General features: G+C 67.5%; 28 protein-coding genes and 2 tRNA genes. 10 read left to right on the top strand and 20 right to left on the bottom strand.

The annotated features are described in order from the left end of the window. Positions 1-72 precede the first annotated feature (72 nt). Both IC535_RS10490 and IC535_RS10485 read left to right on the top strand, forming a co-directional pair. The gene (locus IC535_RS10490; protein WP_228885901.1) at positions 73-432 is read left to right on the top strand and encodes a CD225/dispanin family protein; all 360 of its coding nucleotides are present in this window, start codon (positions 73-75) and stop codon (positions 430-432) included. Then, a complete protein-coding gene (locus tag IC535_RS10485) occupies positions 432-854 on the top strand; it encodes a DUF2752 domain-containing protein (protein WP_429000374.1) in 423 nt (140 codons plus the stop codon). The genes IC535_RS10490 and IC535_RS10485 overlap by 1 nt, the downstream gene beginning before the upstream one ends. A 238-nt stretch (positions 855-1,092) precedes the next feature. Here IC535_RS10485 and ampE read toward each other — a convergent pair whose 3' ends face one another. The 5 genes from ampE to IC535_RS10460 form a co-directional block, all read right to left on the bottom strand. Continuing rightward, positions 1,093-1,986 carry a regulatory signaling modulator protein AmpE gene (gene ampE / locus IC535_RS10480; RefSeq protein ID WP_228885900.1) on the bottom strand — a complete coding sequence of 298 codons (894 nt, stop codon included), beginning with the start codon at positions 1,984-1,986 and terminating at the stop codon, positions 1,093-1,095. 114 nt (positions 1,987-2,100) lie between these two features. Continuing rightward, positions 2,101-3,012 (bottom strand): NAD(+) diphosphatase, encoded by a 912-nt coding sequence (gene nudC, locus IC535_RS10475; RefSeq protein ID WP_228886020.1) that lies wholly within the window; start codon positions 3,010-3,012, stop codon positions 2,101-2,103. Between the two features lie 65 nt (positions 3,013-3,077). Then, positions 3,078-3,467 (bottom strand): iron-sulfur cluster insertion protein ErpA, encoded by a 390-nt coding sequence (erpA, locus tag IC535_RS10470; RefSeq protein ID WP_228885899.1) that lies wholly within the window; start codon positions 3,465-3,467, stop codon positions 3,078-3,080. A gap of 47 nt (positions 3,468-3,514) precedes the next feature. Further along, the gene (locus IC535_RS10465; RefSeq protein WP_228885898.1) at positions 3,515-3,976 is read right to left on the bottom strand and encodes a bactofilin family protein; all 462 of its coding nucleotides are present in this window, start codon (positions 3,974-3,976) and stop codon (positions 3,515-3,517) included. 4 nt (positions 3,977-3,980) lie between these two features. Beyond that, positions 3,981-4,733, bottom strand: coding sequence for a DUF6776 family protein (locus IC535_RS10460; protein ID WP_228885897.1), 753 nt, complete (start codon positions 4,731-4,733; stop codon positions 3,981-3,983). Positions 4,734-4,917: 184 nt separating this feature from the next. Here IC535_RS10460 and IC535_RS10455 point away from each other — a divergent pair, with 184 nt between their 5' ends. Genes IC535_RS10455 through IC535_RS10445 form a run of 3 tightly spaced genes read left to right on the top strand, consistent with a single transcriptional unit; the run spans position 4,918 to position 9,773 of the window. Next, positions 4,918-5,559 carry a DUF4126 domain-containing protein gene (locus tag IC535_RS10455; protein ID WP_228885896.1) on the top strand — a complete coding sequence of 214 codons (642 nt, stop codon included), beginning with the start codon at positions 4,918-4,920 and terminating at the stop codon, positions 5,557-5,559. A 45-nt stretch (positions 5,560-5,604) separates the two neighbouring features. After that, a complete protein-coding gene (locus IC535_RS10450) occupies positions 5,605-7,476 on the top strand; it encodes an EAL domain-containing protein (RefSeq protein WP_228885895.1) in 1,872 nt (623 codons plus the stop codon). A gap of 38 nt (positions 7,477-7,514) precedes the next feature. Then, the gene (locus IC535_RS10445) at positions 7,515-9,773 is read left to right on the top strand and encodes an ATP-binding protein (protein ID WP_228886019.1); all 2,259 of its coding nucleotides are present in this window, start codon (positions 7,515-7,517) and stop codon (positions 9,771-9,773) included. Position 9,774: 1 nt separating this feature from the next. Here IC535_RS10445 and bfr read toward each other — a convergent pair whose 3' ends face one another. The 3 genes from bfr to IC535_RS10430 all read right to left on the bottom strand — a co-directional run bounded on the left by bfr (position 9,775) and on the right by IC535_RS10430 (position 11,506). Next, positions 9,775-10,245 (bottom strand): bacterioferritin, encoded by a 471-nt coding sequence (gene bfr / locus IC535_RS10440; RefSeq protein WP_228885894.1) that lies wholly within the window; start codon positions 10,243-10,245, stop codon positions 9,775-9,777. A gap of 304 nt (positions 10,246-10,549) precedes the next feature. After that, on the bottom strand, positions 10,550-10,759 hold the full coding sequence (locus IC535_RS10435) for a (2Fe-2S)-binding protein (RefSeq protein ID WP_228885893.1): 210 nt from the start codon (positions 10,757-10,759) through the stop codon (positions 10,550-10,552). A gap of 126 nt (positions 10,760-10,885) precedes the next feature. Continuing rightward, a complete protein-coding gene (locus IC535_RS10430) occupies positions 10,886-11,506 on the bottom strand; it encodes an RNA pyrophosphohydrolase (RefSeq protein WP_228885892.1) in 621 nt (206 codons plus the stop codon). Positions 11,507-11,625: 119 nt separating this feature from the next. Here IC535_RS10430 and IC535_RS10425 point away from each other — a divergent pair. After that, positions 11,626-11,702 (top strand) — tRNA-Met (locus IC535_RS10425). Positions 11,703-11,752: 50 nt separating this feature from the next. Beyond that, a tRNA-Gln gene (locus tag IC535_RS10420) sits at positions 11,753-11,827 on the top strand. Positions 11,828-12,281: 454 nt separating this feature from the next. Here the strand turns inward: IC535_RS10420 and rpsI are convergent. Both rpsI and rplM read right to left on the bottom strand, forming a co-directional pair. Next, positions 12,282-12,674: a 30S ribosomal protein S9 gene (rpsI, locus tag IC535_RS10415; RefSeq protein WP_017354549.1), complete on the bottom strand. Its 393-nt coding sequence runs from the start codon at positions 12,672-12,674 to the stop codon at positions 12,282-12,284. Between the two features lie 2 nt (positions 12,675-12,676). After that, positions 12,677-13,105: a 50S ribosomal protein L13 gene (gene rplM / locus IC535_RS10410; protein WP_038685795.1), complete on the bottom strand. Its 429-nt coding sequence runs from the start codon at positions 13,103-13,105 to the stop codon at positions 12,677-12,679. A gap of 181 nt (positions 13,106-13,286) precedes the next feature. On the opposite strand from rplM, the gene coq7 reads away from it, so the two are divergent. After that, positions 13,287-13,928 (top strand): 2-polyprenyl-3-methyl-6-methoxy-1,4-benzoquinone monooxygenase, encoded by a 642-nt coding sequence (coq7, locus tag IC535_RS10405; protein WP_228885891.1) that lies wholly within the window; start codon positions 13,287-13,289, stop codon positions 13,926-13,928. A 156-nt stretch (positions 13,929-14,084) separates the two neighbouring features. On the opposite strand, the gene sugE is transcribed toward coq7, so the two are convergent. Further along, positions 14,085-14,402, bottom strand: coding sequence for a quaternary ammonium compound efflux SMR transporter SugE (sugE, locus tag IC535_RS10400; RefSeq protein ID WP_228885890.1), 318 nt, complete (start codon positions 14,400-14,402; stop codon positions 14,085-14,087). Between the two features lie 247 nt (positions 14,403-14,649). Beyond that, positions 14,650-15,444: an adenosylmethionine decarboxylase gene (speD, locus tag IC535_RS10395; protein ID WP_228885889.1), complete on the bottom strand. Its 795-nt coding sequence runs from the start codon at positions 15,442-15,444 to the stop codon at positions 14,650-14,652. Between the two features lie 147 nt (positions 15,445-15,591). Here speD and crp point away from each other — a divergent pair, with 147 nt between their 5' ends. After that, positions 15,592-16,281: a cAMP-activated global transcriptional regulator CRP gene (crp, locus tag IC535_RS10390; protein ID WP_228885888.1), complete on the top strand. Its 690-nt coding sequence runs from the start codon at positions 15,592-15,594 to the stop codon at positions 16,279-16,281. Positions 16,282-16,376: 95 nt separating this feature from the next. Continuing rightward, a complete protein-coding gene (locus tag IC535_RS10385; RefSeq protein ID WP_228885887.1) occupies positions 16,377-17,144 on the top strand; it encodes a sulfite exporter TauE/SafE family protein in 768 nt (255 codons plus the stop codon). Between the two features lie 51 nt (positions 17,145-17,195). Here the strand turns inward: IC535_RS10385 and IC535_RS10380 are convergent, their stop codons facing one another. From IC535_RS10380 to IC535_RS10345, 8 genes are all read right to left on the bottom strand, one after another. After that, a complete protein-coding gene (locus IC535_RS10380) occupies positions 17,196-17,912 on the bottom strand; it encodes a haloacid dehalogenase-like hydrolase (RefSeq protein WP_228885886.1) in 717 nt (238 codons plus the stop codon). Beyond that, positions 17,909-18,703, bottom strand: coding sequence for an indole-3-glycerol phosphate synthase TrpC (gene trpC / locus IC535_RS10375; protein WP_228885885.1), 795 nt, complete (start codon positions 18,701-18,703; stop codon positions 17,909-17,911). Before trpC ends, IC535_RS10380 begins: the two co-directional genes overlap by 4 nt. Before the next feature lie 63 nt (positions 18,704-18,766). After that, complete coding sequence (trpD, locus tag IC535_RS10370; RefSeq protein ID WP_228885884.1) at positions 18,767-19,798, bottom strand: anthranilate phosphoribosyltransferase; 1,032 nt, start codon at positions 19,796-19,798, stop codon at positions 18,767-18,769. 32 nt (positions 19,799-19,830) lie between these two features. Beyond that, entirely contained in the window at positions 19,831-20,409 is a 579-nt protein-coding gene (locus IC535_RS10365) for an anthranilate synthase component II (protein ID WP_228885883.1), read from the bottom strand. A gap of 2 nt (positions 20,410-20,411) precedes the next feature. After that, the gene (locus tag IC535_RS10360; protein WP_228885882.1) at positions 20,412-21,197 is read right to left on the bottom strand and encodes an SIMPL domain-containing protein; all 786 of its coding nucleotides are present in this window, start codon (positions 21,195-21,197) and stop codon (positions 20,412-20,414) included. 59 nt (positions 21,198-21,256) lie between these two features. After that, positions 21,257-22,732 carry an anthranilate synthase component I gene (gene trpE, locus IC535_RS10355; RefSeq protein WP_228885881.1) on the bottom strand — a complete coding sequence of 492 codons (1,476 nt, stop codon included), beginning with the start codon at positions 22,730-22,732 and terminating at the stop codon, positions 21,257-21,259. A gap of 196 nt (positions 22,733-22,928) precedes the next feature. Continuing rightward, positions 22,929-23,888, bottom strand: a complete 960-nt coding sequence (gene yegS, locus IC535_RS10350) for a lipid kinase YegS (RefSeq protein ID WP_228885880.1) — start codon at positions 23,886-23,888, stop codon at positions 22,929-22,931. A gap of 73 nt (positions 23,889-23,961) precedes the next feature. Continuing rightward, on the bottom strand, positions 23,962-24,444 hold the full coding sequence (locus tag IC535_RS10345) for a hypothetical protein (RefSeq protein ID WP_228885879.1): 483 nt from the start codon (positions 24,442-24,444) through the stop codon (positions 23,962-23,964). Positions 24,445-24,829: the final 385 nt, after the last annotated feature.

Here is a 24,829-nt window from a genome sequence, read left to right as displayed (position 1 = left end):
GTGTTCCAGCATGCGCTGCGCCGGATCCACCCTGTTGAACGAAAACCCACCCTAGACCCTGGAGCTTGCCCCATGAATGCCACCGCCCCCCTGCCGCCCGCCTCGGGCAGCATCCCGAACCACCTGATCTGGTCGATCGTCGTCACCGTGCTGGCCTTCTTCGTGTGCTGCCTGTCGTGCCTGAGCTTCCCGGGCATCGTCACCGGCATCGTGGCGATCGTGTTTTCCAGCAAGGTCAACGGGCTGCTCAACCAGGGCGACCTGGAAGGCGCGCGCCGCGCGTCCAAGAACGCCAAGATCTGGGCCTGGGTCACCACCGGCTTCCTGATTGCCGGCGTGCTGCTGTTCGTGATCTCGCTGGCCACCATGGGCGTTGATGGCTACATGCAGCAGATGCAGCAGTTCCAGCAGCAGATCGAAAGCGCCAGCTGATGGCCATGCTGCACGGCAGGCGCTGGTTGCTGGCACTGGTCCCACCGGCGGCGATAGCCGCCGGTGCGGGGTTCTGGGTGCTGCGGCACTACGATCCCAACAGTGCGCACAGCCCGTTCCCGCCGTGCAGCTTCCTGGCCGTCACCGGCTACTACTGCATCGGCTGCGGGCTGACCCGCGCGCTGCATGCCTTGGCCCACGGCGATCTGGCCACGGCGTTGTCGATGAACCCGCTGGCGATGGTGATGCTGGCCATTTCGCCGCTGGTGCTGGGCTGGGCGCTGGGCTGGCGCCCACGCTGGCTGCAGCCGCTGATCACCGTGCTGACCAAACCGGCGTTCTGGTTGACCCTGCTGCCGCTGTATTGGATTGCACGCAACCTGCCCTGGGCACCGTTTACCTGGCTGGCACCGGGCGGGTGATCCAAACGGGTAGAGCAGACTGGTAGTCGGCTGCCGTTGCATCAGAAGCAAAAGCATCCGGCCAACGGCCGGCACTACCAAATCAAAAGCAACCGCAGCCGGGCAGAGCCCGGCTCTACGAGCAAAAGCTCGGCTTTCGCGGCAGGTAACAGGCGCATGGCGATGCGTTCATCGGATCGGCGCCCGCCGGTCCGACGGCGCGGCAGAGCCCGGCGCTACGAGCAACCGCAGCCGCCTATCAGGTCACCCAACCGGCGATCACCAGCAGCGCCAGCGCCGCCATCCACAGCAACAGCATCCGCCATACCAGGCTCATCGCATCGCGCAGCTCGGGCAGCCGGCGCCATACCGGCACCATCCCGGCATCGCTGTAATCGTGCGCCTCCTCGCGCAGCTCGGCGCTCACGCTGGCCCGCGCCACCGCGCCCAGGAAGACCGTCGATGCCGCCCACTGGTTGCCATGGGCCTGGCGCCAGGCCTTGTAGGCGGTATCGAAATTGCCGACCAGCGCCATCGACAACGACATCAGCTGCGCCACCGGCCATTCCACCCAGGACAAGGCCACCCGCGCTCCGGCCACGGTGTCCACTGCCGCCAACGCGCGCATCGGGCCCTCGGCCAGCAGCGCCAGCAGGCGGTACGCCAGCGCGCCCACCGGGCCCAGCAGCAGGAACCAGAACAACACCGCGAACCAGCGCCGCAGCGCGTTGAGTACCGTGGCCTCGACCAGCGACGGCAGGTCCTGGTGCATGCTGCCGCCGGCCGACTGCAACTGGGCGATCGCCACATGCCGGGCCGGCGCGTCATCGGCATCGATCACCGCCTCCACGTCGCGGTCCAGGTCGCGCGGGCCCCAGCACATCGCCAGCGTGGCGATGCCCAGCAGCAGCGACGGCAGCCCGAACAGATGACCGTCCAGCGCCCATTGCAGCAGTCCCAGCACCACAACAAGCGGCAGCACCGCCAACAGCCAGCCCTGGCCACTACGCCAGAAGCCGGCCCCGGCCGCGTGCGCGCCCAGCCATTGCAGCCAGCGCCGGTACAGCGCGAACCGGCGCAACGCCACCGCCACGGCAGGCGCCACATGGCCCAGGGCCAAGGCGACCAGCACGGCGACCAGGGTGGTGAACATGTAAGCCTCCGGCTCGGTTTCTGCCCGCTACTATGCCTTGCGGCCCGGCAATTCCCCGGGCCGTTGGTGATGTACGCTGCCACGTGTTCAGCCAGCGGCAACGCCGGGCCGGTATCAGCCGACCTGTTGCCGGTACCAGTGCTCGATCAGGCTGCGCGAAATCGAAATCGGCGGCGACAGGCGGATGCCCTGGCCGTCGTCTTCGACATCCCGGGCCAGCGCCGCGCCGACTTCCTCGGCGGTGAACCAGCGCGCGTCCTCCAGCTCGCCGTCCACGGTCGGCACATCGTCTTCGGCGGTGGCGGCAAAGCCCAGCATCAGCGCCCCGGGGAACGGCCATGGCTGGGTGCCCAGGTAGTGGCACTGGCGCACGCGCACCTTGCTTTCCTCGAACACCTCGCGCACCACGGTCTGTTCCAGCGATTCGCCCGGTTCGACGAAACCGGCCAGCACCGAATAGCGGCGCGGCGCCCAGTTGGCCTGGCGGCCGAGCAGCAGGCGGCCGTTGTTTTCCACCGCCACGATCACCGCCGGGTCGACCCGCGGGTAGTGCTCGATGCCGCATTGCCCGCAGCGGCCGACAAAGCCGCCGCGACTGAACGTGATGGCGCCGCCGCAGACCCCGCAGAAGCGGGTGCGCGACTGCCAGTACGACATCCCGCGCGCATAGCAGAACGCGCTGGCATCGGCCGCCGACCAGCTGGTGGCCGACTCGCGCAGGTCCACCCGCTGCGGGGCGGTGACATCCACCGCGGCTGCTTCCAGCGAGAACCAGGCCTGCTGGCCACGCAGCCCGAGGAAGATCGCGGTGCCCGGGCCGCCGCCGACCTGCGCGCCGGTCAGCGCCAGCGGTTGGCCATCGGCATCGGCCAGGGCGCGGCCATCGGGTTCAAGGACGAGCACCTGCGCCTGCGGCCACAGCCGCGACAACGCATCGGCGTCATCGCGCAGGCTGTCGGCGCGTTCAAGCGGGTCGGTGGTGAAGGCGAAACCGGAAAGCGGCGAAGAAAATCTGGACATCGGCAGAGCCTGCCCAAGTTCGACGACAGTGGCAAGCGGCATCGATCCGTGCGGACCGATGCGTGCGCTGCTTACATGCTGAAACTGGAGCCGCAGCCGCAGGTGGTCTTGGCGTTCGGATTGCGGATCACGAACTGCGCGCCGGTCAGGCTCTCGGTGTAGTCCACCTCGGCGCCCATCAGGTACTGCAGGCTCAGCGGGTCGACCAGCAGGGTGACCCCGTTCGTGTCCACGGCCAGGTCGTCCTCGGCCCGGTTCTCGTCGAACTCGAAACCATACTGGAAGCCCGAACAGCCGCCGCCCTGGATATAGACGCGCAGGGCGAGCGAGGTGCTGGCCTCGTCCCGGATCAGTTCCTTCACTTTGGCCGCAGCGGCCTCGGTGAAGTTCAGCGGACGGTCCAGCGACTGGTAGTTCGGCGCGGGCGCAGGTGCGCCGGGCAGGGAAACAAGCGTGCTCATGCCCCCAGCATGGGGGTGCATGGGCACGCTTTCAAGCACTCACGCGTTCAGGCCATGGCCTCGGCGAGCTTCTTGCGGGCCGCGCCTTCCTTGCCCTTGTCCGCGGCGTCCTCGGCCGGCGGCGGCAGGGCCGCCATCTGGCCGGTACCGTGGATCAGGCGGCCGGTCAGCTGGGCGCCGGCGTTCATTTCCACCACCTGGTAGTGGATGTTGCCGCTGACCCGTGCGGTGGGAGTCAGTTCAACCCGCTCGCTGGCATGGACATCCCCGTCCAGCCGGCCGCTGATCACCACCACCTGGGCGCGGATCTCGCCCTCGATGTTGCCCTGCTCGGCCAGGGTCAGCGTGGCGTTGGCCGCGCCGTCGGCGGCAATCACCTTGCCCAGGATGGTGCCTTCCACATACAGGCCACCACTGAATTCCACGTCGCCGCGGATCACCACCTGCGCGCCGATCAGCGCATCCACGACCAGATGTCCGTCGCGGTTGGACTTGTTGCTGCCAAACATGGGCTTACTCCCCTTCATTCGCCGATGGTGCAGCCGGTGCTCCGGCCTGCTTCCAATCAAAAACCTGGGTGGCGCCCCCTGCACCGGATCCCAGCGTGACCCGCACACGTTGCGGGGTGAAGTCTTTCGGCAGGATGATGCTGCCGGTGAGCTGCTGGAAGTACCGGAAGGAATATTCCTGGCCCGGCACCTTGGTGCGCTGGTGCAGCTCATCCCAGCTGACCGAGGTCAACTTGCCACCTTTGACGCCTTCCACCGTGAAGCGCATCTGCCCCTGGCTGATCGCACCACGGTTCAGGTTCTGGGTCAGCACCACCGCGTACTGCCAGGTGCCGCCGGTTTCCGGGCTGAATTCCACCGAATGGGTGTTCAGGCCCTTGCGCTGGCTGGTCGCCCCGACCAGCCGCTCGTAGAAGGCCACATCGGCGCGCAGGCCGGCGATTTCCTCGTCGCGCTCGCCCAGCGAGGCCTGCACCTCGTTGTTGGCGGCGCGGCTGATGCGGTCCGACGCCTGCAGCGTGGCCTGGCGCTGCTGCAGCTCGACCACCTGCTTGTTCAGGGCTTCGGCGCGGCGTTCGGCGGCGCTCAGCTGGGCACCGACATCGCCGCCGGGGCTGGCCGTCCAGCGCCCCAGCAACACCGCCAGCACCAGGCTGAACAGCCATATCCCGGCCAGAATGGCCAGGCGTCGGCGATCCTGCACGGGCGGCGTGCCGGGCCGGCGGATCTGGATACGGGAAGGCGTCGGGTGGTTCATGGCAGATTTCCGCGGGACCGCCACTGCGGCGATACCGCCACGGCCCCTGTTGGAACGAGCGACTGGCTAGTGTAAGTCAGGGCCGGCCCATTTTCCGTGTTCGGCAGCCCTGCGGCGGTGGCGTTCATCGACGTCATCCCCGATAGTGTGGGCCTGTGCACACTTTACGGCCGGAGCGCGTGCCATGACCGAAGCCCACTTGTTCGTTGTCGGCATCCTGCTGGCCTGGCTGGCCGGCATCCGCGTATACCTGACCGTGTTCGGGGTCGGCCTGGCCGGCCTGCTCGGCTGGGTCGAGCTGCCACCGGCACTGCAGGCCACCGAGTCGTGGTGGGTGCTGGGCACCTCGGCGGCGCTGGCCATCGCCGAATTCGTCGCCGACAAGATTCCCGGGGTGGATTCGGTCTGGGACCTGGTCCAGACCCTGGCCCGGGTCCCGGCCGGCGCATTCCTGGCCGCGGCCACGCTGTCGCCCGATGGCGAACTCGGCGGTACCGCGCTGGTCGCCGGCGCCGGGGTGGCGCTGGCCAGCCACGGACTCAAGGCCGGCACCCGCGCCCTGCTCAATACCTCGCCGGAACCGGCCAGCAACTGGATCGCCTCGGCCGCCGAAGACACCGTGGTGATCGGTGGCCTGGCCCTGGCGCTGGCCCATCCCTGGCTGGCGCTGATCGTGGTGGTGGGCTGCAGCCTGGCCGGGGCGCTGGTGGTCTGGCTGGTCTGGCGCACGCTGTGGAAGGGCATGCGCTGGCTGCTGCGGCAGGCGGGCGAAAACCCGCTGCCCAGCCCCGGCGTGCTGGCCGACCGTGATGCCCCGCCACCGTAAATTGGTTCATGCACGGCATAATTGCGCCGCAGACTGGGAGTACTGATGGCCGTCCACGACAACGCTGTTGCATCCACCCGCGCCGTACGCGCTGAAACCCCGCCCGCCGACCACTGGCAACGCTGGGCCGGTGCAGCCGCGCCCGAGCCGGCGCCCAGCAACGTGGTGCCGCTGACCGCGGGCACGCCGATCAGCGCCACCCCGCCGCCACCGCTGCCGGCCGCCCCGGTGGCCGTGGACGAGGCCCCGCTGCCGCCGCTGGGCCTGGATGCGCCGTACCGGGTGCTGATCGTCGAGGATGACCGTTCGCAGGCGCTGTTCGCGCAGAGCGTGTTGCATGGTGCCGGCATGCAGGCCACCGTGCACAGCGATGCCGAAGGCGTGCAGCAGGCGATCGCCGAGAACCGCCCCGACCTGATCCTGATGGACCTGCACCTGCCCGGCCTGGACGGCATGCGCCTGACCGCGCTGATCCGCCAGCAACCGGGCCAGCAGCTGCTGCCGATCGTGTTCCTCAGCGGCGACCCGGACCCGGAGCGCCAGTTCGAAGTGCTCGACAGCGGCGCCGACGATTTCCTCAGCAAGCCGATCCGCCCGCGCCACCTGATCGCCGCGGTCTCCAACCGGATCCGCCGCGCGCGCGCACAGGCGGCCACCCAGCCCGGCGCGCACGGCGCCCCGGCGATGAACAACCCCGAGACCGGCCTGCCCACCCGCCACCATGTGATGCAGCAGCTGGGCGCGTGCCTGGCCCACCGCGACCATGGCGGCCTGTTCTTCATCGAGGTGGCCAGCGCGCTGGGCCTGCGCGAACGCTACGGCTATGCCGCCTTCGAACGGTTGATGATCCAGGCCGCGCAGCGCCTGGCCGACACCGCGCACCCGCACCTTCTGGCGCGTTTGAACGACAACAGCTTCCTGGTGCTGGCCCGCGGCATCGACGAGGAAGGCCTGGACGCGGTGGCGCGGAACCTGCGCGAACAGCTGTCCGCGCGCGCCTTCGTGATCCGCGACGACGAATCGGTGCACCTGCGCGGGGTGGTCGGCCATGCGCAGCTGTCGCTGGGCTTCAGCGATGCCGGCGCGGCACTGGAAGCGGTCGAACGCACCACCCTGCAGGCGCGCCTGCTCAGTGCCGGCGTGGCCGCGCACGTGCGCCGCGAGGACGTGGCCGCACAGGAACACCTGGCCCTGCTGGAAGGCCAGCTGGAACTGGCCTACCAGCCGATCGTCGCGGTGGCCGGTGGCAACACCGCGCAGTACCAGGTATTGCTGCGGCTGCGCCAGGCCGACGGCAGCGTGCTGGCCGCCGGCCAGGTGATTCCGGCCGCCGAGGCGGCCGGGCGCATCGCCGACCTGGACCAGCAGGTGCTCGACCACGCGCTGGGCCTGCTCGACCTGTACCGCCATGCCACCCAGCCGCTGAGCCTGTTCGTGTCGCAGTCGCTGCGCACGCTGGCCCGCGATGCCTTTGCCGACTGGCTGCTGGAATCGCTGGAACGCCGCCAGATAGACGGCAGCGCGCTGATCATCGATGTGCGCCTGCCCGATGCCCTGATCCACACCGTCACCCTGCAGCAGTTCTGCAACCGCCTGAGCGCGGCCGGGGTGCGCTTCTGCCTGAGCCAGTTCGAACCGGGCAGCGAAGCCGATGCCTTGTTGAGCCAGCTGCCACTGAGTTTCGTGCGCATGGCCGCGCGCTTCTCCAGCAGCCACGCCAACCAGGCCACCCGCGACGAACTGCGCGGTGCGATCGAACTGGCGCACCGCGCCGGGCTGCAGATCATCGGCCAGCAGATCGAAGACCCGCAGGCCGCCGCGGCGATGTGGATGGGCGGGGTCGACTTCATCCAGGGCAACATGGTGCAGTCGGCCGGCAGTGAACTGAATTTCGACTTCCACAACGCGGTGCTGTGACCATGGCGGCCCAGGGACGGGTTCCTGCAGCGCTCTGGCTGGCGGCGATGGCTGCCGCCGTGGCCGCTGCCGGCGCGGCGATGGCCGCCGCCGGCGTCCGCGGCCCGTGGCCGCTGATCGCTGCCGCGGCGGGCGTGCTGGCAGTCATCGGCACGCTGGCCTGTGTCCGCCATTGGCGCGATGCACAGCAGCGCCTGCAGCTGCTGCAGCGGCGCGGCGAGGCGCTGGCCGGCGAGCGCGACCAGTTGCAGCGCGCGGTGCAGCAGCAGGGCGTGCTGGAACAGGAGCTGCTGCGCGCCAAGCAGGCCGCCGAAGCGGCCGCGCTGGCCAAGGGCGAGTTCCTGGCCACGATGAGCCACGAGATCCGCACGCCCCTCAACGGCATCCTGCCGATGCTCGACCTGATCGCGCGCGGCCAGCTCGGCAACGACCAGCGGCAGATGCTGCAGACCGCCACGGTCAGTTCGCAGCAGCTGCTGCGCATCGTCGATGACATCCTCGATTACTCGCGGCTGGAGGCCAAGGGCCTGGACCTGGAAATCACCACGTTCAACCTGCGCGAACTGCTCGAAGGGCTGGTGCAGCTGATGCAGCGCAGCGCCGAGCCCAAGGGCCTGAAGCTGTCGCTGGAACTGGACCCGGCGGTGCGGTTGTCGGTGCGCGGCGATCCGGTGCGGCTGCGCCAGGTGCTGGGCAACCTGCTGGTCAACGCGATCAAGTTCACCGAACGCGGCCAGATCCGCGTGCGCGTACTGCGCCAGGGCGAAACCAGCGCCCAGCACCAGCTGCGCTTCGAGGTGATCGACAGCGGCATCGGCATCGACGATGCGCTGCAGTCGCGGCTGTTCCAGTCCTTCAGCCAGGCCGATGCCTCGACCACGCGCCTGTACGGCGGCACCGGGCTGGGGCTGGCGATCTGCAAGCGCATCATCGACCTGATGCATGGCCGTATCGGGGTCAGTTCCACGCGCGGCCGCGGCGCCACGTTCTGGTTCGAGATTCCGCTGCTGAAGGTGATCGGCGACCTGCCGGCCATGGCCGGCACCACCCGCGCCCTGCTGGTCAGCGAGGACAGCCTGCTGGTGCAGCGCCTGGAGCGGGTGCTGCAGCACCACGATATCCGCCTGCACAGCGTGGACAACGCATCGGCGGCGCTGGACATCCTGCGCGCGCCGCAGCGCCCCGGCATCGAGCCGGAGCTGGCCTGGGTGATCGCCGACACCGATGCACTGCGCCATGGCGCCACCGCGCTGCACCGCGCCGTGCTGCACGATGGCCGCCAGCCGGCGCCGCAGTTGCTGTGGCTGCAGGGCCGCGACGCGCTGCCGCCGCTGCTGCTGGACGCGGCCCGGCAGCTGCCGCGTGATGCCGCCGACAGCGAACTGCACACCCTGCTGCGCCCGGCCATGGCCAGCGCGCGGCCGGCACCGCTGCTGGCCGAACTCGACGCGGCCGTCGACAGCGAAGAGGCCGCCCCGCTGGGCCTGCGCCTGCTGCTGGTCGAGGACAACAGCGTCAACCTGCTGGTCGCCCAGCGCCTGCTGCAGGTACTGGGTTGCGAGGTGGTCACCGCCACCGATGGCGAGCAGGCCTTGCAGCGCCTGCGCGCGCAACGCTTCGACCTGGTGCTGATGGATTGCCAGATGCCGGTGCTGGACGGCTACCAGGCCACCGGCCAGTGGCGTGCGCACGAAGCCGCCGTGGGCGCGCGGCGCCTGCCGATCGTGGCGATGACCGCCAATGCGATGGCCGGCGACCGCGAGCGTTGCCTGCAGGCGGGCATGGACGATTACCTGTCCAAGCCGGTCAACCGCAGCTCGCTGCTGGCCTGCCTGCAACGTTGGCAGGGCGCGGCCGCGCTGGCTGTTGACGGCCCGCTGCCGGCACCGGAGTTGGAGGCGGGGCTGGCCAGCGACGATGGCAGCCCGGACAATCCGTTGCCGGTGCTGGACGCCAGCGTGCTGGATGAATTGTTCGAGGTGATCGGCACCGAGACCGCGCGGATCATCGGCGTATTCCTGGACGACACCCCGCCGTTGATCCGGCAACTGCAGGACGCCTCGATCGCCGCCGACCTGGACCAGCTGCGCGCGCTCGCGCACAGCCTGAAGTCGGCCAGTGCCAATGTCGGGGCCACCGCATTGTCGGTGGCCGCGCGCCGGATCGAACACGATGCGCGCGCCGGCACGCTGGAGCGCCCCGCCGTGGCGGTGGCGCTGCTGATCGCCGAGTTCGCGCGTGCACGGATCGCGCTGGCCGGCTACCAGGCCGGCCTGCACGCACCGCTGCAGGGCTGAATCAGCCTTCCAGCTTGGTCAGCAGGTAGTTCGGTTCGCCGATGCGTTCGATCAGGTCCAGCTGGGTTTCCAGCCAGTCGATATGCTCTTCCTCGGCTTCAAGGAAGGCCACGAACAGCTGGCGGCTGACGTAGTCGGCAATCGCATCGGCATGGGCCACCGCATCGCGCAGGACCACCGCGCCGTCGTTGGCCAGGCTCAGATCGCACTGCAGGATTTCCGGCGGGTTCTCGCCGATGCGCAGCTTGCCCAGCGCCTGGAAATTGGGCAGGCCTTCCAGGAACAGGATGCGGTCGGCCAGTGCATCGGCCTGCTTCATCTCGCGGATCGATTCCTTGTACGCGTGCTCGGCCAGTTCCTTCAGGCCCCAGTTCTTCAGCATCTTGGCGTGCAGGAAGTACTGGTTGATCGCGGTCAGCTGGTTGTAGAGGACCTTGTTGAGAAATTCGATGACCTTGGCGTCGCCCTTCATGAGCTTGCTCCTGCTGCGTGGAATCGCGCGCACTGTAGCGCGTCGCAACAAAGCATGAGGGAACGCGAATCGTGCTCAGTTGCGCGTACCGCGAACTGAGCTTGTCCACGATCCGCAGCGCGGATCGTGGCCCCCGGTGATGCTTCCACAACCCTGCGCCTGGCGGCGCGCCCCCTTGGACTCCAAGAGAGCCCCTCACCCGACAGAAGCGGAGGGCTGAAGGGACAATGCGCGGCACCGCCCGTAGGGCGGTCACGTTCAGGAGCAGGAGACAACGTCGAGCCCGGCAGACGCCAGGGAGCCTTCAGGCGACCTGGGCCAGATCGAGGACCGGCAGTGGCAGGTCGTGGGTGGCGCGGGCCTTGGCCAGCAGGTCGGCGGCCATGTCCAGGCAGGAACCGCAGGTGGCGCCGCAACCGGTGCGCATGGTCAGCTCGGACACGCTCACGACACCGCTGTGCGCGGCTTCGCGGATCTGGTGGTCGGTCACCCCATTGCAGATGCAGACGTACACGTGCGGACTCGGCTGGCAGGCCAGGAACGGCCTGCCGCTATTCCAATCGAAACGAGAATGGTTGTCAATTTCGAAGCTGAATCATTCTCGATACGGTTCAGCGCCCGCCCGGGCCGTGGCGCCTGCTCAGGGGATCCCCGGCTCGGCCTTGGCCTTCTTCGGCCAGTAGCCCCGGTTGGCCGGGCGCTTGCGCGGCCGGTCGTGGCCGGCTGTGTTGCCGGGCATCCAGGCCTCCTGCGCGGACTTGGGCATCGATTCCACCCCGGTCCCGGCTACCCCCCGCGCCAACGGCGCCAGGTGGCGCAGCGCACGCGCATACACGCCACGCTTGAACATCACCACATGTTCGACCGGGTACCAGAAATCGACCCAGCGCCACTGGTCGAATTCGGGGCTGTCGGTGTGGTCCAGACTGACATGGGACTCATCGCCGGACAGGCGCAGCAGGAACCAGACCTGCTTCTGGCCGATGCAGACCTGTTTTTCATTGCGGCGGATGGCCCGTGCCGGCAACCGATAGCGAAGCCACCCCGGCGTGGCGCCGAGCACTTCAACGTGCTCGGGCAGCAGCCCGGTTTCTTCGTGCAACTCGCGATACATGGCTTCAACCGGGGTCTCATCGGTATTCATGCCGCCCTGCGGGAACTGCCAGCCATCCCGGCGCACACGTCGTGCCCAGAAAACCTGCCCATCCTGCCGCATCAGCACAATACCGACGTTCGGTCGGTAGCCGTCCGGATCGATCACGATGCGGACTCCTAGAAAATCTACTGGTCGGGACTGTGCCACGCCGGCTGCCCACTCACAAGCGCGGTGAAAAGGTGTTGACAGATACGCTTGGCATCGCCAGAATTACCGGCTCCCTAGGCTATGTAGCTCAGCCGGTTAGAGCACAGCACTCATAATGCTGGGGTCGGTGGTTCGAGTCCACCCATAGCCACCAAGTTCTGCTTGGTTTCATAGGGAAAAAGTGCAATACTTGCACGCACATATTGCCCCGTCGCCAAGCGGTAAGGCACCTGACTCTGACTCAGGCATTCGGTGGTTCGAATCCATCCGGGGCAGCCAAATAAACAGAAAAAGGCCGATCGAAAGATCGGCCTTTTTCTGTTTATTTGGGCGGCTGGCTGGGCGCATGGCGCCCAGCACCCCAACCTTGCGCAGCAAGGTTGGGGTCAGCCTTGTTTGCCTCCACATCCCCGCGCCTGGCGGCGCGCCCCCTTGTACTCCAAGGGGGCTGCCTCGGCTGATGCCGCACGGGGCGCTGCGCGCCGTTGGAATGCGCGGAACGCCCGCGCTGGTTGGGCCGCATTTCGATCGACTGTACGCAGGCTGGCCACGTGCGATGGCGGCATGACAATGGAACGCATTCGGTAGGCACCGGCCGTTGATCGGTATCCACGTCCGGCCCGAATGCGACGGGTGCATTACACACCCCACAAACGACAAAAGCCCGGCCGAAGCCGGGCTTTTGCGTACCTCCCAGCGGGATCCCGAAGGATCCCACGCCAGGCGCGATGGATCAGCGCTTGGAGAACTGGGTGGCGCGACGTGCCTTGTGCAGGCCGACCTTCTTACGCTCGACTTCACGGGCGTCACGGGTCATGAAGCCAGCCTTGCGCAGCTCGGACTTCAGGGTTTCGTCGTACTCGACCAGCGCACGGGCAATGCCCAGACGGATCGCACCGGCCTGACCGGTGGTACCACCGCCAGCGGCGGTGACCATGATGTCGAAGCTTTCGGTGTTCTTGGTCAGTTCCAGCGGCTGACGCACGATCATGCGTGCAGTCTCACGGCCAAAGAACTCGTCCAGCGGACGGCCGTTGACGGTGATGTTGCCGGCACCCTTGCGCAGGAACACGCGGGCGGTGGAGGACTTGCGGCGGCCGGTGCCGTAGTTTTGCGTGATAGCCATGATTAGATATCCAGAACCTGAGGCTGCTGAGCGGCGTGCGGGTGCTCGGAACCCGAGTACACCTTGAGCTTGCGGTACATGGCGCGGCCCAGCGGGCCCTTCGGCAGCATGCCCTTGACGGCGGTCTCGATGACACGCTCCGGGTGGCGCTCAAGCGCCTGGGCCAGAGTTTCGGTCTTCAGGTTGCCGATGTAGCCGGTGAAGCGGTGGTACAGCTTGTCCTGCAGCTTGTTGCCGGTGACGACAATCTTTTCTGCATTGATGACAACCAGGTAATCACCGGTATCAACGTGGGGGGTGTAAACCGGCTTGTGCTTGCCGCGCAGACGGCGGGCCAGCTCGGTGGACAGACGGCCCAGCGTCTTGCCGGAAGCGTCGACGAGATACCAGTCGCGCTGGACGGTCTCGGACTTTGCAGTGAAAGTGCTCATGAAAGAACTCAAGTAGGTCGGGCTCATTACGGCGCTGTACGGCCGGAACTCTGCCACGCGTTGTGAAGAGGCGGGATTGTACCGGCCCGCCCGGCCACATGCAAGTTGCCCCCTGGCCGGCTTGGCACGGCGGCCCTGCGGGGGCGAGAATCGACGGTCCCCCGCCCCGCCGCACCCCATCATGACCGCTGCCCGCCAGATCACCCCGCTCGATCACCTGCTGACCCAAGCCCAGCGCGCGCTGGACACGGTGTTCGGCAACCCGCCGGCCAGCCGCCCCTACCCGGCGCAGGCCGCCGAGGTGGTCCTGGATGCGGGGCAGCGCCGCCACGCCGCCGGGCTGATGCGGATCAACCATGTCGGCGAGGTCTGCGCGCAGGGCCTGTATTTCGGCCAGGCCGCGGTGGCCCGCGAAGCCCAGACCCGGGCCCACCTGCTGGAGGCGGCCCAGGAAGAGACCGACCACCTGGCCTGGTGCGCCCGGCGCCTGCGCGAGCTGGACAGCCGGCCCAGCCTGTTCAACCCGGTCTGGTACGCCGGCAGCTACACCATCGGCACCTTGGCCGGCCTGCGTGGCGACGGCTGGAACCTGGGCTTTGTAGTGGAAACCGAGCGCCAGGTCGAGGCGCACCTGGAGGAGCACTTGCTCACCCTGCCCGCGGGCGACCTGCGCAGCCGCGAGATCCTGGCCGTGATGAAGGTCGACGAGGCCCGCCATGCCGACCATGCCGAACATGCCGGCGCACGCAGGCTGCCGTTCCCGATCCCGGCGGTGATGGCGCTGGCGTCCAAGGTCATGAAGACGATTGCGTACCGGGTTTGACCGCCGTACCCACCGACGGTGGGTATCTACCGGAGGGGGGCCGTATCGACCAACGGTGGGTACCTACCGGATGGGGGCCGTATCGACCAACGGTCGATACCTACCGCCCGGGGCGCGGCACCCACCGGTAGCGCCCTACCGTTGGTAGGGCGGCGCTCACCCCGACACCAGCTTGAGGCCGATCACGCCGGCCACGATCAGGCCCACGCAGGCCAGCCGCGCCGGCGAGGCGCTGTCGCCGAACAGGGCGATGCCCAGCACGGCCACGCCCAACGCACCGATGCCGGTCCAGATCGCGTAGGCGGTGCCGACCGGGATCGACTTCATCGCCTGGCTCATCAGGTACAGGCTGACCAGCGCCGCAGCGACCGTGGCCAGGGTGGGCAAGGGCTTGCTGAAGCCGTCCGAATACTTCATTCCGATCGCAAAGCCGATTTCGAACAGGCCGGCCAGCAGCAGATAAATCCAGGGCATGGGGGGAGACTCCTAATGGGATGTGGGGGTGAAACGCTGCCGGGAACCTGGGTCGTCGATCCGTGACGGCCGCCCGGCCGGCCACAAGGGGCCGGAAAAACAGAACGGCCCGGTGTTTTCACACCGGACCGTCGTCGGTTGACTTCCGTGGAACCTGTTTTTGCGCAAAACCGGGGTTCCACAGGGCGGGCCGTCCCGCCTGTGCAGCCCCGCCCGGGTCGCCCCGGACGGGTGGTGCGTTGTCGCGTTACTCGGCCAGGTTGCGTCCGTGGAACAGCTCTTCGATCTCCCGGCGCAGCAGCGCCTCGATCTTCATGCGTTCCTTGAACGACAGGTTCTTGGCCTTCTCTTCGAACAGGTACTGGTCCAGGTCGAAGTCCTTCAGGTGCATCTTCGTGTGGAAGATGTTTTCCTGGTAGACGTTGACGTCGAACATCTCGTAGCGCGACTTGATGTTCTTGGCCAGGAAGTTCTGGATCGAGTGGATCTTGTGATCGATGTAGTGCTTCTTGCCCTTCACGTCGCGGGTGAAGCCACGCACGCGGTAATCCATGATCACGATGTCCGATTCCAGGCTCTCGATCAGGTAGTTCAGGGCCTTCAGCGGCGAAATCACCCCACAGGTAGCCACATCGATGTCCGCGCGGAACGTGGCGATGCCTTCCTGCGGATGGGTTTCCGGGTAGGTATGGACGGTGATGTGGCTCTTGTCCATGTGCGCCACCACGGCATCGGAGATCAGCTCCTTGCCGGCCTGCTTCTTGTCGATCACCGGCTCTTCGGAGATCAGGATCGTCACCGAGGCACCCTGGGGGTCGTAGTCCTGGCGGGCCACGTTCAGGATGTTGGCGCCGATGATCTCGGCGACGTCGGTCAGGATCTGAGTCAGCCTATCGGCGTTGTACTCTTCATCAATATATTCGATGTAACGCTGACGCTCCTCTTCGGTGCGGGCGTAACAGACGTCATAGATGTTGAAGCTCAGCGCCTTGGTGAGGTTGTTGAAACCCTGCAGCCTCAGGCGAGGCAACGGCTTGACCACGGCGGTCGATCCTGTGTGTGGTGGGAAAGACGCAATTATGGGGCAAAGTGATCGGGGGCGAAACTTGCATTGAAAGCAATAGCTGTGCTCTGTTTGCCCTTAACAATTCCGATCGTTAAGCTCCCGGGACATAGCCGTGAATTGTTCATGAGCAAAGGGAGCGCCTCAATCGTGTCAACTGTGCGCCTTGCCACAAGTCCATTGGCCCTGGATATAGCAACCATCGACCGCTTCCTGGCCCACAGCCACCGTCGCCGCTATCCCGCCCGTACGGACGTGTTCCGCCCGGGGGACCCGGCTGGCACCCTTTACTACGTGATCAGCGGCTCGGTCTCTATAATTGCTGAGGAAGAGGACGATCGCGAGCTGGTCCTCGGCTACTTCGGTTCAGGTGAGTTCGTCGGCGAGATGGGCCTGTTCGTGGAGTCCGACCGCCGTGAGGTGATCCTGCGCACCCGCACCCCGTGCGAGCTGGCCGAGATCAGCTACGAGAGGCTGCATCAGTTGTTCCTGGGCCCGCTGTCGGCCGATGCCCCGCGCCTGCTGTACTCGATCGGCCAGCAGCTGTCCAAGCGCCTGCTCGACACCAGCAGGAAAGCCAGCCGGCTGGCCTTCCTGGACGTCACCGACCGCATCGTACGCACCCTGCACGACCTGTCGCGCGAGCCGGAGGCGATGACCCACCCGCAGGGCACCCAGTTGCGCGTGTCGCGCCAGGAACTGGCCCGGCTGGTCGGCTGCTCGCGTGAAATGGCCGGCCGCGTGCTCAAGAAGCTGCAGACCGACGGGCTGCTGCATGCCCGCGGCAAGACCGTGGTGCTGTACGGCACGCGTTGATACCCAGCCACGTATCCACCCCGGCCGGGGCCCTCCGATCCCCGCACCGTCGGCGCGCTACCGCGCTCTTCACCTGTCGCCGCTAGGCTGTTGGCATGGAACTTAGCAGCGAATTCTACTGGTTCATCCTGATCGGCCTGGGCGCGCAACTGGTGGATGGCGCGCTGGGCATGGCCTTTGGGCTGATCTCCTCGTCGGTGCTGCTGAGCATGGGCCTGCCGCCAGCGGCGGTCAGCGCCAGCATCCACACCGCCGAGGTCTTCACCACCGGCGCCTCGGGCGTCTCGCACCTGGTGGCCGGCAATGTCGACCGCAGGCTGTTCCTGCGCCTGGCCCTGCCCGGCGCGGCCGGCGGGGTGCTCGGCGCCTATGTGCTGACCCAGCTGCCCGGCGAACTGATCCGTCCGTTCATCTACTGCTATCTGCTGGTGCTGGCGGTGTTCATCCTGCTGCGCGCGGCCGGGCGGCTGGTGCCGGCCCAGGAAGTGCGGCGGGTGGGCGTGCTGGGCTTCGTGGCCGGCCTGCTGGACGCCAGCGGCGGTGGCGGCTGGGGCCCGGTGGCCACCTCCACCCTGCTCGCCCGTGGCGGCCAGGCCCGGACCACGATCGGCACGGTCAACGCGGCCGAGTTCGTGGTCACCCTGTCGGTATCGATCACCTTCCTGCTCACCATGGGCCTGCAGTACCTGAACATCGTCGCCGGCCTGCTGATCGGCGGGATGATGGCCGCCCCGGTGGCCGCGCTGCTGGTCAAGCGGGTCAAGGAACGCTGGGTGCTGGTGGGGGTGGGCGTACTGGTACTGGCCATCAGCCTGTTCCAGATCGGCCAGGCGGTACTGCAATGGCGCGCGGTGCAGGCCTGATGCGACAGCCGGATCGGCCGCCGCACCCGGGATCGCCCGGTTCCTGCCCGCTCAGACCGGGTCGCCGGCGCGGTCCACGCAGCCCCAGTTGAGCACCGGCGTGCCCGGCGGCAGCACCTGGCGGAAGTAGGCCACCCGTGAGGCCTTGGGGTTGACCACTACCGGCGCCCTGGCGGCCAGCAACAGCGGCAGGTCGGCGCTGCTGTCCGAATAGGCGATGGCGATCCCGGCATAGCCGCGCTCGCGCAGCATCCGCATCTTTTCTTCGTTGTGGCAGTGGCGGGTAGCGATCACCGCGCCCAGGCACGGGCCGACCTCGCTGCCGATCACCGGCACGCCCTGGTGGGCGACGAAGGTGAGGATGGCCCGGGCCAGCTCGGGGGGTGCGCCGGTGGCCACCACCACCCGGTCGCCGGCCAGGCGGTGCGCGGCGAACACCTCCAGGGCCACCGGCAGCAGCCGGCGGCGGATGTCGGCCTCGTGGGTGAGCACGTAGCGGTCGATGACCTTGTTGAAGTCGCGCGCGCGGTGCAGGCCGAACGTGGCGATCCACACATAGCCGGAAATGCCGCGGCGGCGGGTGGGCAGCAGCGCCACCAGCGGGCCCAGCACCGGGGTGGCCAGCAGGGCGGCCAGCAGCCGCAGCGGATTGCGCCGGATCAGCCAGGCGAACAGGTGGCTGCCCGAGTCACCGTCGTACAGGGTGTGATCGAAATCGAAGACCACCAGCGGGGCGTCCTCGCGCGGCGTCGGATAGATCGCAGTCATGCGCTGAAGAATAGCTGACGCAGGCCCTCGCCGGGCTCTTCCACGCGCATGAACGCCTCCCCGACCAGGAACGCATGCACGCCGGCGTTGCGCATCAGGCTGACGTCGTCGGCGCCGAGGATGCCGCTTTCGGTGACCAGCAGGCGGTCGCGCGGCACCGCATTGCGCATGTCCAGGGTGGTCTGCAGCGAGACCTCGAAGGTGCGCAGGTTGCGGTTGTTGATGCCGATCAGCGGTACCGGAACCTGGATGGCGCGTTCCAGCTCGTCGATGTCATGCACTTCCACCAGCACGTCCATGCCCAGCTGCATGGCCAGGCCGGACAGCTCGGCCAGCTGGAGGTCGTCCAGTGCCGCCACGATCAGCAGGATGCAGTCGGCACCGAGCACGCGCGCCTCGTAGACCTGGTAGGCGTCGATCACGAAGTCCTTGCGCAGCACCGGCAGCGTGCAGGCCTCGCGCGCCTGCTGCAGGTAGGCATCGCTGCCCTGGAAGAAATCCACGTCGGTCAGCACCGACAGGCAGCTGGCGCCGCCGAACTCGTAGCTGACGGCGATATCGGCCGGATGGAAATCGGCGCGGATCACGCCCTTGGACGGGCTGGCCTTCTTGATCTCGGCGATCACCGCCGGGTTGCCGGCCGCGACCGAGGCACGCAGCGCCTCGGCAAAGCCGCGCACCGGCGGGGCCTGGCCAACCCGCGCGATCAGCGCCTCCAGCGGCACCTGGGCACGGCGTTGGGCGACTTCTTCGGCCTTGCGGGCCAGGATGGTATCGAGGATGTCGCTCATGTCGTTCAGGTCCTTCAGGCCGGCCATTATCGGCCAGACCGGGGTACGGCGCGAACTGCGCGCTCAATCACGGATGCGCTGGGTGGCCGCCACGTACTGGGCCATCCGCGACTTGGCGCTGCCATCGGCGATCGCCGCGCGGGCACGGGCCAGGCCGTCGGCGATGCTGTCGGCCACGCCGGCCACATACAGCGCCGCGCCGGCATTGAGCGCCACGATATCCAGCGCCGGGCCGGGCTGGTTGTCCAATACCGCGCGCAGCATGGCGATGGACTGTTCGGGGTTGTCCACCTTCAGGTTGCGGCTGGCCGACATCGCGATGCCGAAATCCTCCGGGTGGATCTCATATTCGCGTACCTTGCCGTCGCGCAGCTCACCGACCAGGGTGCCGGCGCCGAGCGAGATCTCGTCCATGTTGTCGCGGCCCCACACCACCAGCGCGCGTTCGGCCCCCAGCTCGCGCAGCACGCGCGCCTGGATGCCGACCAGGTCCGGATGGAAGACGCCCATCAGCACATTGGTGGCGCCGACCGGATTGGTCAGCGGGCCGAGGATGTTGAAGATGGTGCGCACGCCCATTTCGCGGCGCACCGGGGCCACCACCTTCATCGCCGGGTGGTGCATCGGCGCGTACATGAAGCCGATCCCGGTCTCGGTGATCGCACGCGCCACCTGTTCCGGGCGCAGGTCGATCACCGCGCCCAGTGCTTCAACCGCATCGGCGCTGCCGGACTTGGACGACACGCTGCGGTTGCCGTGCTTGGCCACCTTGGCCCCGGCGGCAGCCACCACGAACATCGCGCAGGTGGAGATGTTGAAGGTATGCGAGCCATCGCCGCCGGTGCCGACGATGTCGACCAGGTGGGTCTTGTCCGCCACCGGCACCGCCAGCGCCAGCTCGCGCATCACCGTGGCCGCACCGGCGATCTCGCCGACGGTCTCCTTCTTGACCCGCAGGCCGGTGAGGATCGCGGCGGTCATCACCGGCGATACCTCGCCGCGCATCACCTGGCGCATCAGGTCGACCATTTCATCGAAGAAGATTTCGCGGTGCTCGATGGTGCGCTGCAGGGCTTCCTGGGGGGAGAAGGTCATGCGGGGTTCCTTTGCGGTACGGATGCGGCGCCTCAGCGCAGCAGGAAGTTCTTCAGCAGCGCGTGGCCGTGCTCGGTGAGGATCGACTCGGGATGGAACTGCACGCCTTCGACCGGGTACTGGCGATGGCGCAGGCCCATGATTTCCTCGACCGTGCCATCCTCGTTCTCGGTCCAGGCGGTGACTTCCAGGCAGTCCGGCAAGGTGGCCTTGTCCACCACCAGCGAGTGGTAGCGGGTGGCCTGGTAGCGGTCCGGCAGGCCGGCGAACACGCCCTTGCCTTCGTGCCGGATCGCCGACGTCTTGCCGTGCATGATGGTGCCGGCGCGGATCACATCGCCGCCGTAGACCTGGCCGATGCCCTGGTGGCCCAGGCATACGCCCAGGATCGGCGTGGTCGGGCCGAGCCGGTCGATCAGCTGCAGTGACACGCCCGCCTCGTTGGGCGTGCACGGGCCGGGCGAAATCACGATGCGCTCGGGCGCCAGCGCGGCGATTTCATCGACGCTCATGGCGTCGTTGCGCACCACCTTGACCTCGGCGCCCAGCGTCTGCAGGTATTGCACGAGGTTGTAGGTGAAGCTGTCGTAGTTGTCGAGCATCAACAACATAATCAGGATCCGTCGGTAATGAGGAAGATGGCGTACACGTGTTCGGTGATGCTGATCGGCCCGACCTGGACCGATTCGGCCACCCGCGATCCGGAGGCTTCATAGCCTGCCGCCGCTGGAGCAGGCGGCGACGGCGGCGACGGCGGCGACACGATACTGCCCCGCGCAGGCGGCCAGCTGCCCGCCTGCACGCCATAGGCGAAGCTCGGGGCGACATCGGAGATGCTGTAGAGGCCGGTAATGCGGGCGCCATAGGCCTGGGCCAGACCCTGCGCGGACTGCCGGGTCTGAGCGGCGGCCTCGGCCTTGAGTTCGGCGCGCAACGAGGCTTCCTTCGAATAGCCCGGCTGCAACGAACTGATCTGCAGGTCTTCGCTGGCGTTGGTATCGCGCAGGAAGGCCTGCAGCGCGTCGGTGTTGTCGAAACTGCCGCGTACCCGGCGGCTGACGCGCGTGCCGATGAACTCCTGCCGGTTGTTGGCGTAGCGCATTTCCGGCTGGATCATCAGGTTGTCCGCACGCACGGTGTCGGCAACCGCGCGATGGCGCTTGAATGCCGCCAGCACGCTGGCGACATTGTCCTGGACCTGCTTGCGGGCCGTGTCCGGTTGCATATCGGTGGCCTTCACCAACAGGTCCACGGTGAAGCGGTCCGGCATCACCGTCCGTGAGCCTTCGCCCTTCACCAGCAGGTGCGGCTGGGAGGGAACGGTATTGGCCTGCGCCCAGGCCGGTGCGGCGGCCACGGCCAACGTCGTCGACAACAGCAATGCGCTCAACAGCTTCATGCGGTGTTCCTTGTCAGATGGTGCAGCAGGTGCCGCGGCGATGCCGCGGCGCGACGGGCTCACAGGCCCTTGGCGGCCTGGGCGACCGCACGGAACAGCGCGCGGCCCTTGTTCATGGTCTCGTCCCATTCCTTGCCCGGGTCGGAGTCGTAGACGATGCCGGCGCCGGCCTGCACGTGCAGGCGGCCGTCCTTGATCACCGCGGTGCGGATCGCGATGGCGGTGTCGGCATCGCCATGCCAGCCGATGTAGCCGATGCTGCCGGCGTAGACATTGCGCTTGATCGGTTCCAGCTCGCGGATCACTTCCAGCGCGCGGATCTTGGGCGCGCCGCTGACCGTGCCGGCCGGGAAGGTCGCACGCAGCACATCGGCATAGCTCAGGTCGGGCTGCAGCTGGCCGGTGACTTCGCTGACGATGTGCATGACATGGCTGTAGCGTTCGATCACGAACTGCTCGCCCACCTCCACCGTGCCCGCCTTGGACACGCGGCCGGCATCGTTGCGGCCCAGGTCGATCAGCATCAGGTGCTCGGCGCGCTCCTTCGGATCGGCCAGCAGTTCGGCTTCCAGCGCGTTGTCTTCTTCCACGGTGGCGCCACGCGGACGGGTGCCGGCGATCGGGCGCACGGTGACTTCACCATCCTGCAGGCGCACCAGGATCTCCGGTGAGGAGCCCACCACCTGGACCTCGCCGGTATCGAGGAAATACATGTACGGCGAGGGATTGAGCGCACGCAGCGCGCGGTACACGTCCACCGGGCGCGCCTGGAACGGCACGCTCAGGCGCTGGCTGAGCACCACCTGGAAGATGTCGCCAGCGCGGATGTATTCCTTGGATTTTTCCACCGCGGCGATGAAGCCTTCGCGGGTGAATCCGGAGACGAAATCGTTCTCGTCGAGCACATCGCGGGTGATCGGTGCCGGGTAGCCCGCGCCGGGCGCGCGCAGCTTTGCCACCAGCGCATCGAGCCTGGCCTGGGCCTCATCCCAGGCGCCGGGCTGGCCCGGGTCGGCATGCACGATCAGGTACAGGCGGCCCTTGAGGTTGTCGAACACCGCCAGCTCTTCGGACTGCAGCAGCAGGATGTCCGGCGTGCCCAGCTCGTCGCGGCCACGCGGCGGGGCCAGGCGCGGTTCGATGTAGCCGATGCACTCGAAACCGAACCAGCCGACCAAGCCGCCGGTGAAGCCCGGCAGGCCGGCCAGCTTGGGCACCGAGTGGGCGCTGCGCAGCGCCTCGACCTCGGTGAACGGGTCGGCCACCTCACGGGTCTGGACCACTTGGCCGGATTCGCTGATCGTCAGGGTATGGCCGTGGAAGGCATACACCCGGCGCGCCGGCAGGCCGATGATGGAATAGCGCCCGAAGCGTTCGCCGCCCTCGACCGATTCGAACAGATAGGTATGCGGGCCGTCGGCGAGCTTCAGATAGACCGAAAGCGGCGTGTCCAGGTCGGACAGCACTTCGCGGACGACGGGGATGCGGGTGTGGCCTTCAGCGGCCTGCTGCTGGAACTGCTCGAACGTGATCAAGACGACTTTCCTTCCGGGAAACGGCGGTGGCGGGACGGACGACGGCTACAGGCCACCATCGCCACCAGCGGCGAGCGGAAGAAAGGGTATGCGGGGTCGTCAGAATGGACACCCGGCGACTGTACCGCATTGGCGGCACCGGATGGAACCCGGCACCGGCCCTGCGGCCATGCGCAGGCCGGGCGGGACGCGCCCGCTAGCCGGGCTGCAGCGCGGCGTCGGCGCGCGTGGCGGCCAGCAGCGCGCTGTCGGCCGGCAGGTGCATGCGTATCCGGGCGGGCACGCAGGCGATGCGGAAACGACGCGCCTGCACCGGTTCGCCATCCAGGTTGAGGGTGATCGGCTGGGGCGCATCGATCTGCACCCACGCCGCCTGCATGCGCGTGGCCACCTGCTCCAGCGCGCCCTGCTTGCCGCCCTTGACCAGGGCGGCGAAGGTGGCGCCGACCTCGCCACTGAGGTCGGGAATCACGGTGATATCCAGCAGGCCATCGTCGACCAGTGCGTCCGGGCACAGCACCTGGCCACCGCCGGCCTGCCGGCCGTTGCCGATCCCCAGCGCGATGAAGCCACCTTCCCAGCTGAAACCCGGTGCCTGCAGGCGCGCCTGGATCGGATCGATCCGGCCCAGCCGCGAGATCCCGGTGACCAGGTAGGCCAGCCCGCCCAGCATCTTTTTCAGGCCCTCGTCGGTCTCTACCGTCACCTCGGTACCGAAGCCGCCGCTGGCCACGTTGGCGCACCACCAGTGCTTGCCGTCGGCATCGATATCGAGCAGGTCGACCGGGCGGGCCGCGGCGTGCTCGATCAGCGCCAGCGCCTGCAGCGGATCGTCCGGAATGCCGGCGGCGCTGGCGAAATCGTTGGCGGTACCCAGCGGCACCAGGCCCAGCGATGGCAGCGTGGCGGCGTCTTCGTCGCGATGGGCCAGCGTCTGCGCCACTTCGCTCAGGGTGCCATCACCGCCGGCGGCGATGATGGTGTCCACGCCGTGTTCGATCGCCTCGGCCACATGGCGCTCGGCATCGCCGTCTTCCCAGGTCACCCGCACCTCCAGCTGCACGCCGCGCTCGCGCAGCGCGTGCACGGCGTCGCGCAGCGCGTCGTTGCCGGCGGACTTGCCGTTGAGGATCAGGCGCCAATGGGGACGGCTCATACGCTACTTCCAGGGAGTGGGCATCGAAGGCTAGCAGCGCGCGGGGTGGCCGCCGGTGAACGCGCCTCTCCGTTCAGCCCAGAGGAATGACCCCAACCTTCAGAGGATGCTCCTCCGTAAAGAACGGCATATCCACAACGGCTTCGTCCGGCCTGCAGCCCTCCTCGCGCGCCATGTACTTCGGATTCCGCCAGTCGTCGACCACGACGGATCGCACCACGCTGTCGATATCGGGCGTCTCGACATGGTGGCAGCCAAAAGGCAAGCGCCCATGCGAGCGCGATACCAGACTCAAACGCAGCTGACGCGCCTGCATATCGTGCCAATAATAGAAAGTCACAGCGTGGCCATGCAGCTGCGTGGCTCGGTGGGCGGCAATCCTTTGGATCCAGGCTACCAGCGCCCCTGGTTCCGGCACCGATCGACCTGCCTGGGAGAAGCTGCACATGTTGCCCGTGGCTTCGGTATTGATGCAGTCAGAATCGATGACTAGCGGATCTTCGACGGCGAACTGGAACCATTCTTCGAGCAGGCGGGTCTGTTCGTCAGGCTTCATCGTCGGATTCTAGTCAGAATTGAGTGATTGCGTATAGCGGCATTGGCGACAACCCGTGTCACGACGGTGTCATGAGCGATCCGGAGAATGGAAGTCCATAGCAGGGACGACGGATGGAGGCAGGATCAGCCTCCGAGCATTCCCAGGGCCGCATCCGCAAGGGTGCGGCTTTTTTTTTGGTTCTTCGCCTATGTGTGGGACTACAGCCGGCCATTGTCCGGATGCATTGGCATTGGCATTGGCATTGGCATTGGCGTTGGCGTTGGCATTGGCATTGGCATTGGCGTTGCTGTTTCCGCTTCGCGGACAACCTCAAAAGCGTTTCGTGCCCCTGCGGGGCGCGAGTCACTTTCTTGCTCGTGCAAGAAAGTAACCAAAGAACACG

This window comes from Stenotrophomonas rhizophila (genome assembly GCF_020857975.1).
GTDB classification, from domain to species: domain Bacteria; phylum Pseudomonadota; class Gammaproteobacteria; order Xanthomonadales; family Xanthomonadaceae; genus Stenotrophomonas; species Stenotrophomonas rhizophila_C.
Note: the sequence above shows the minus strand (reverse complement) of the source record. Positions and strands in the feature narration are given on the sequence as shown.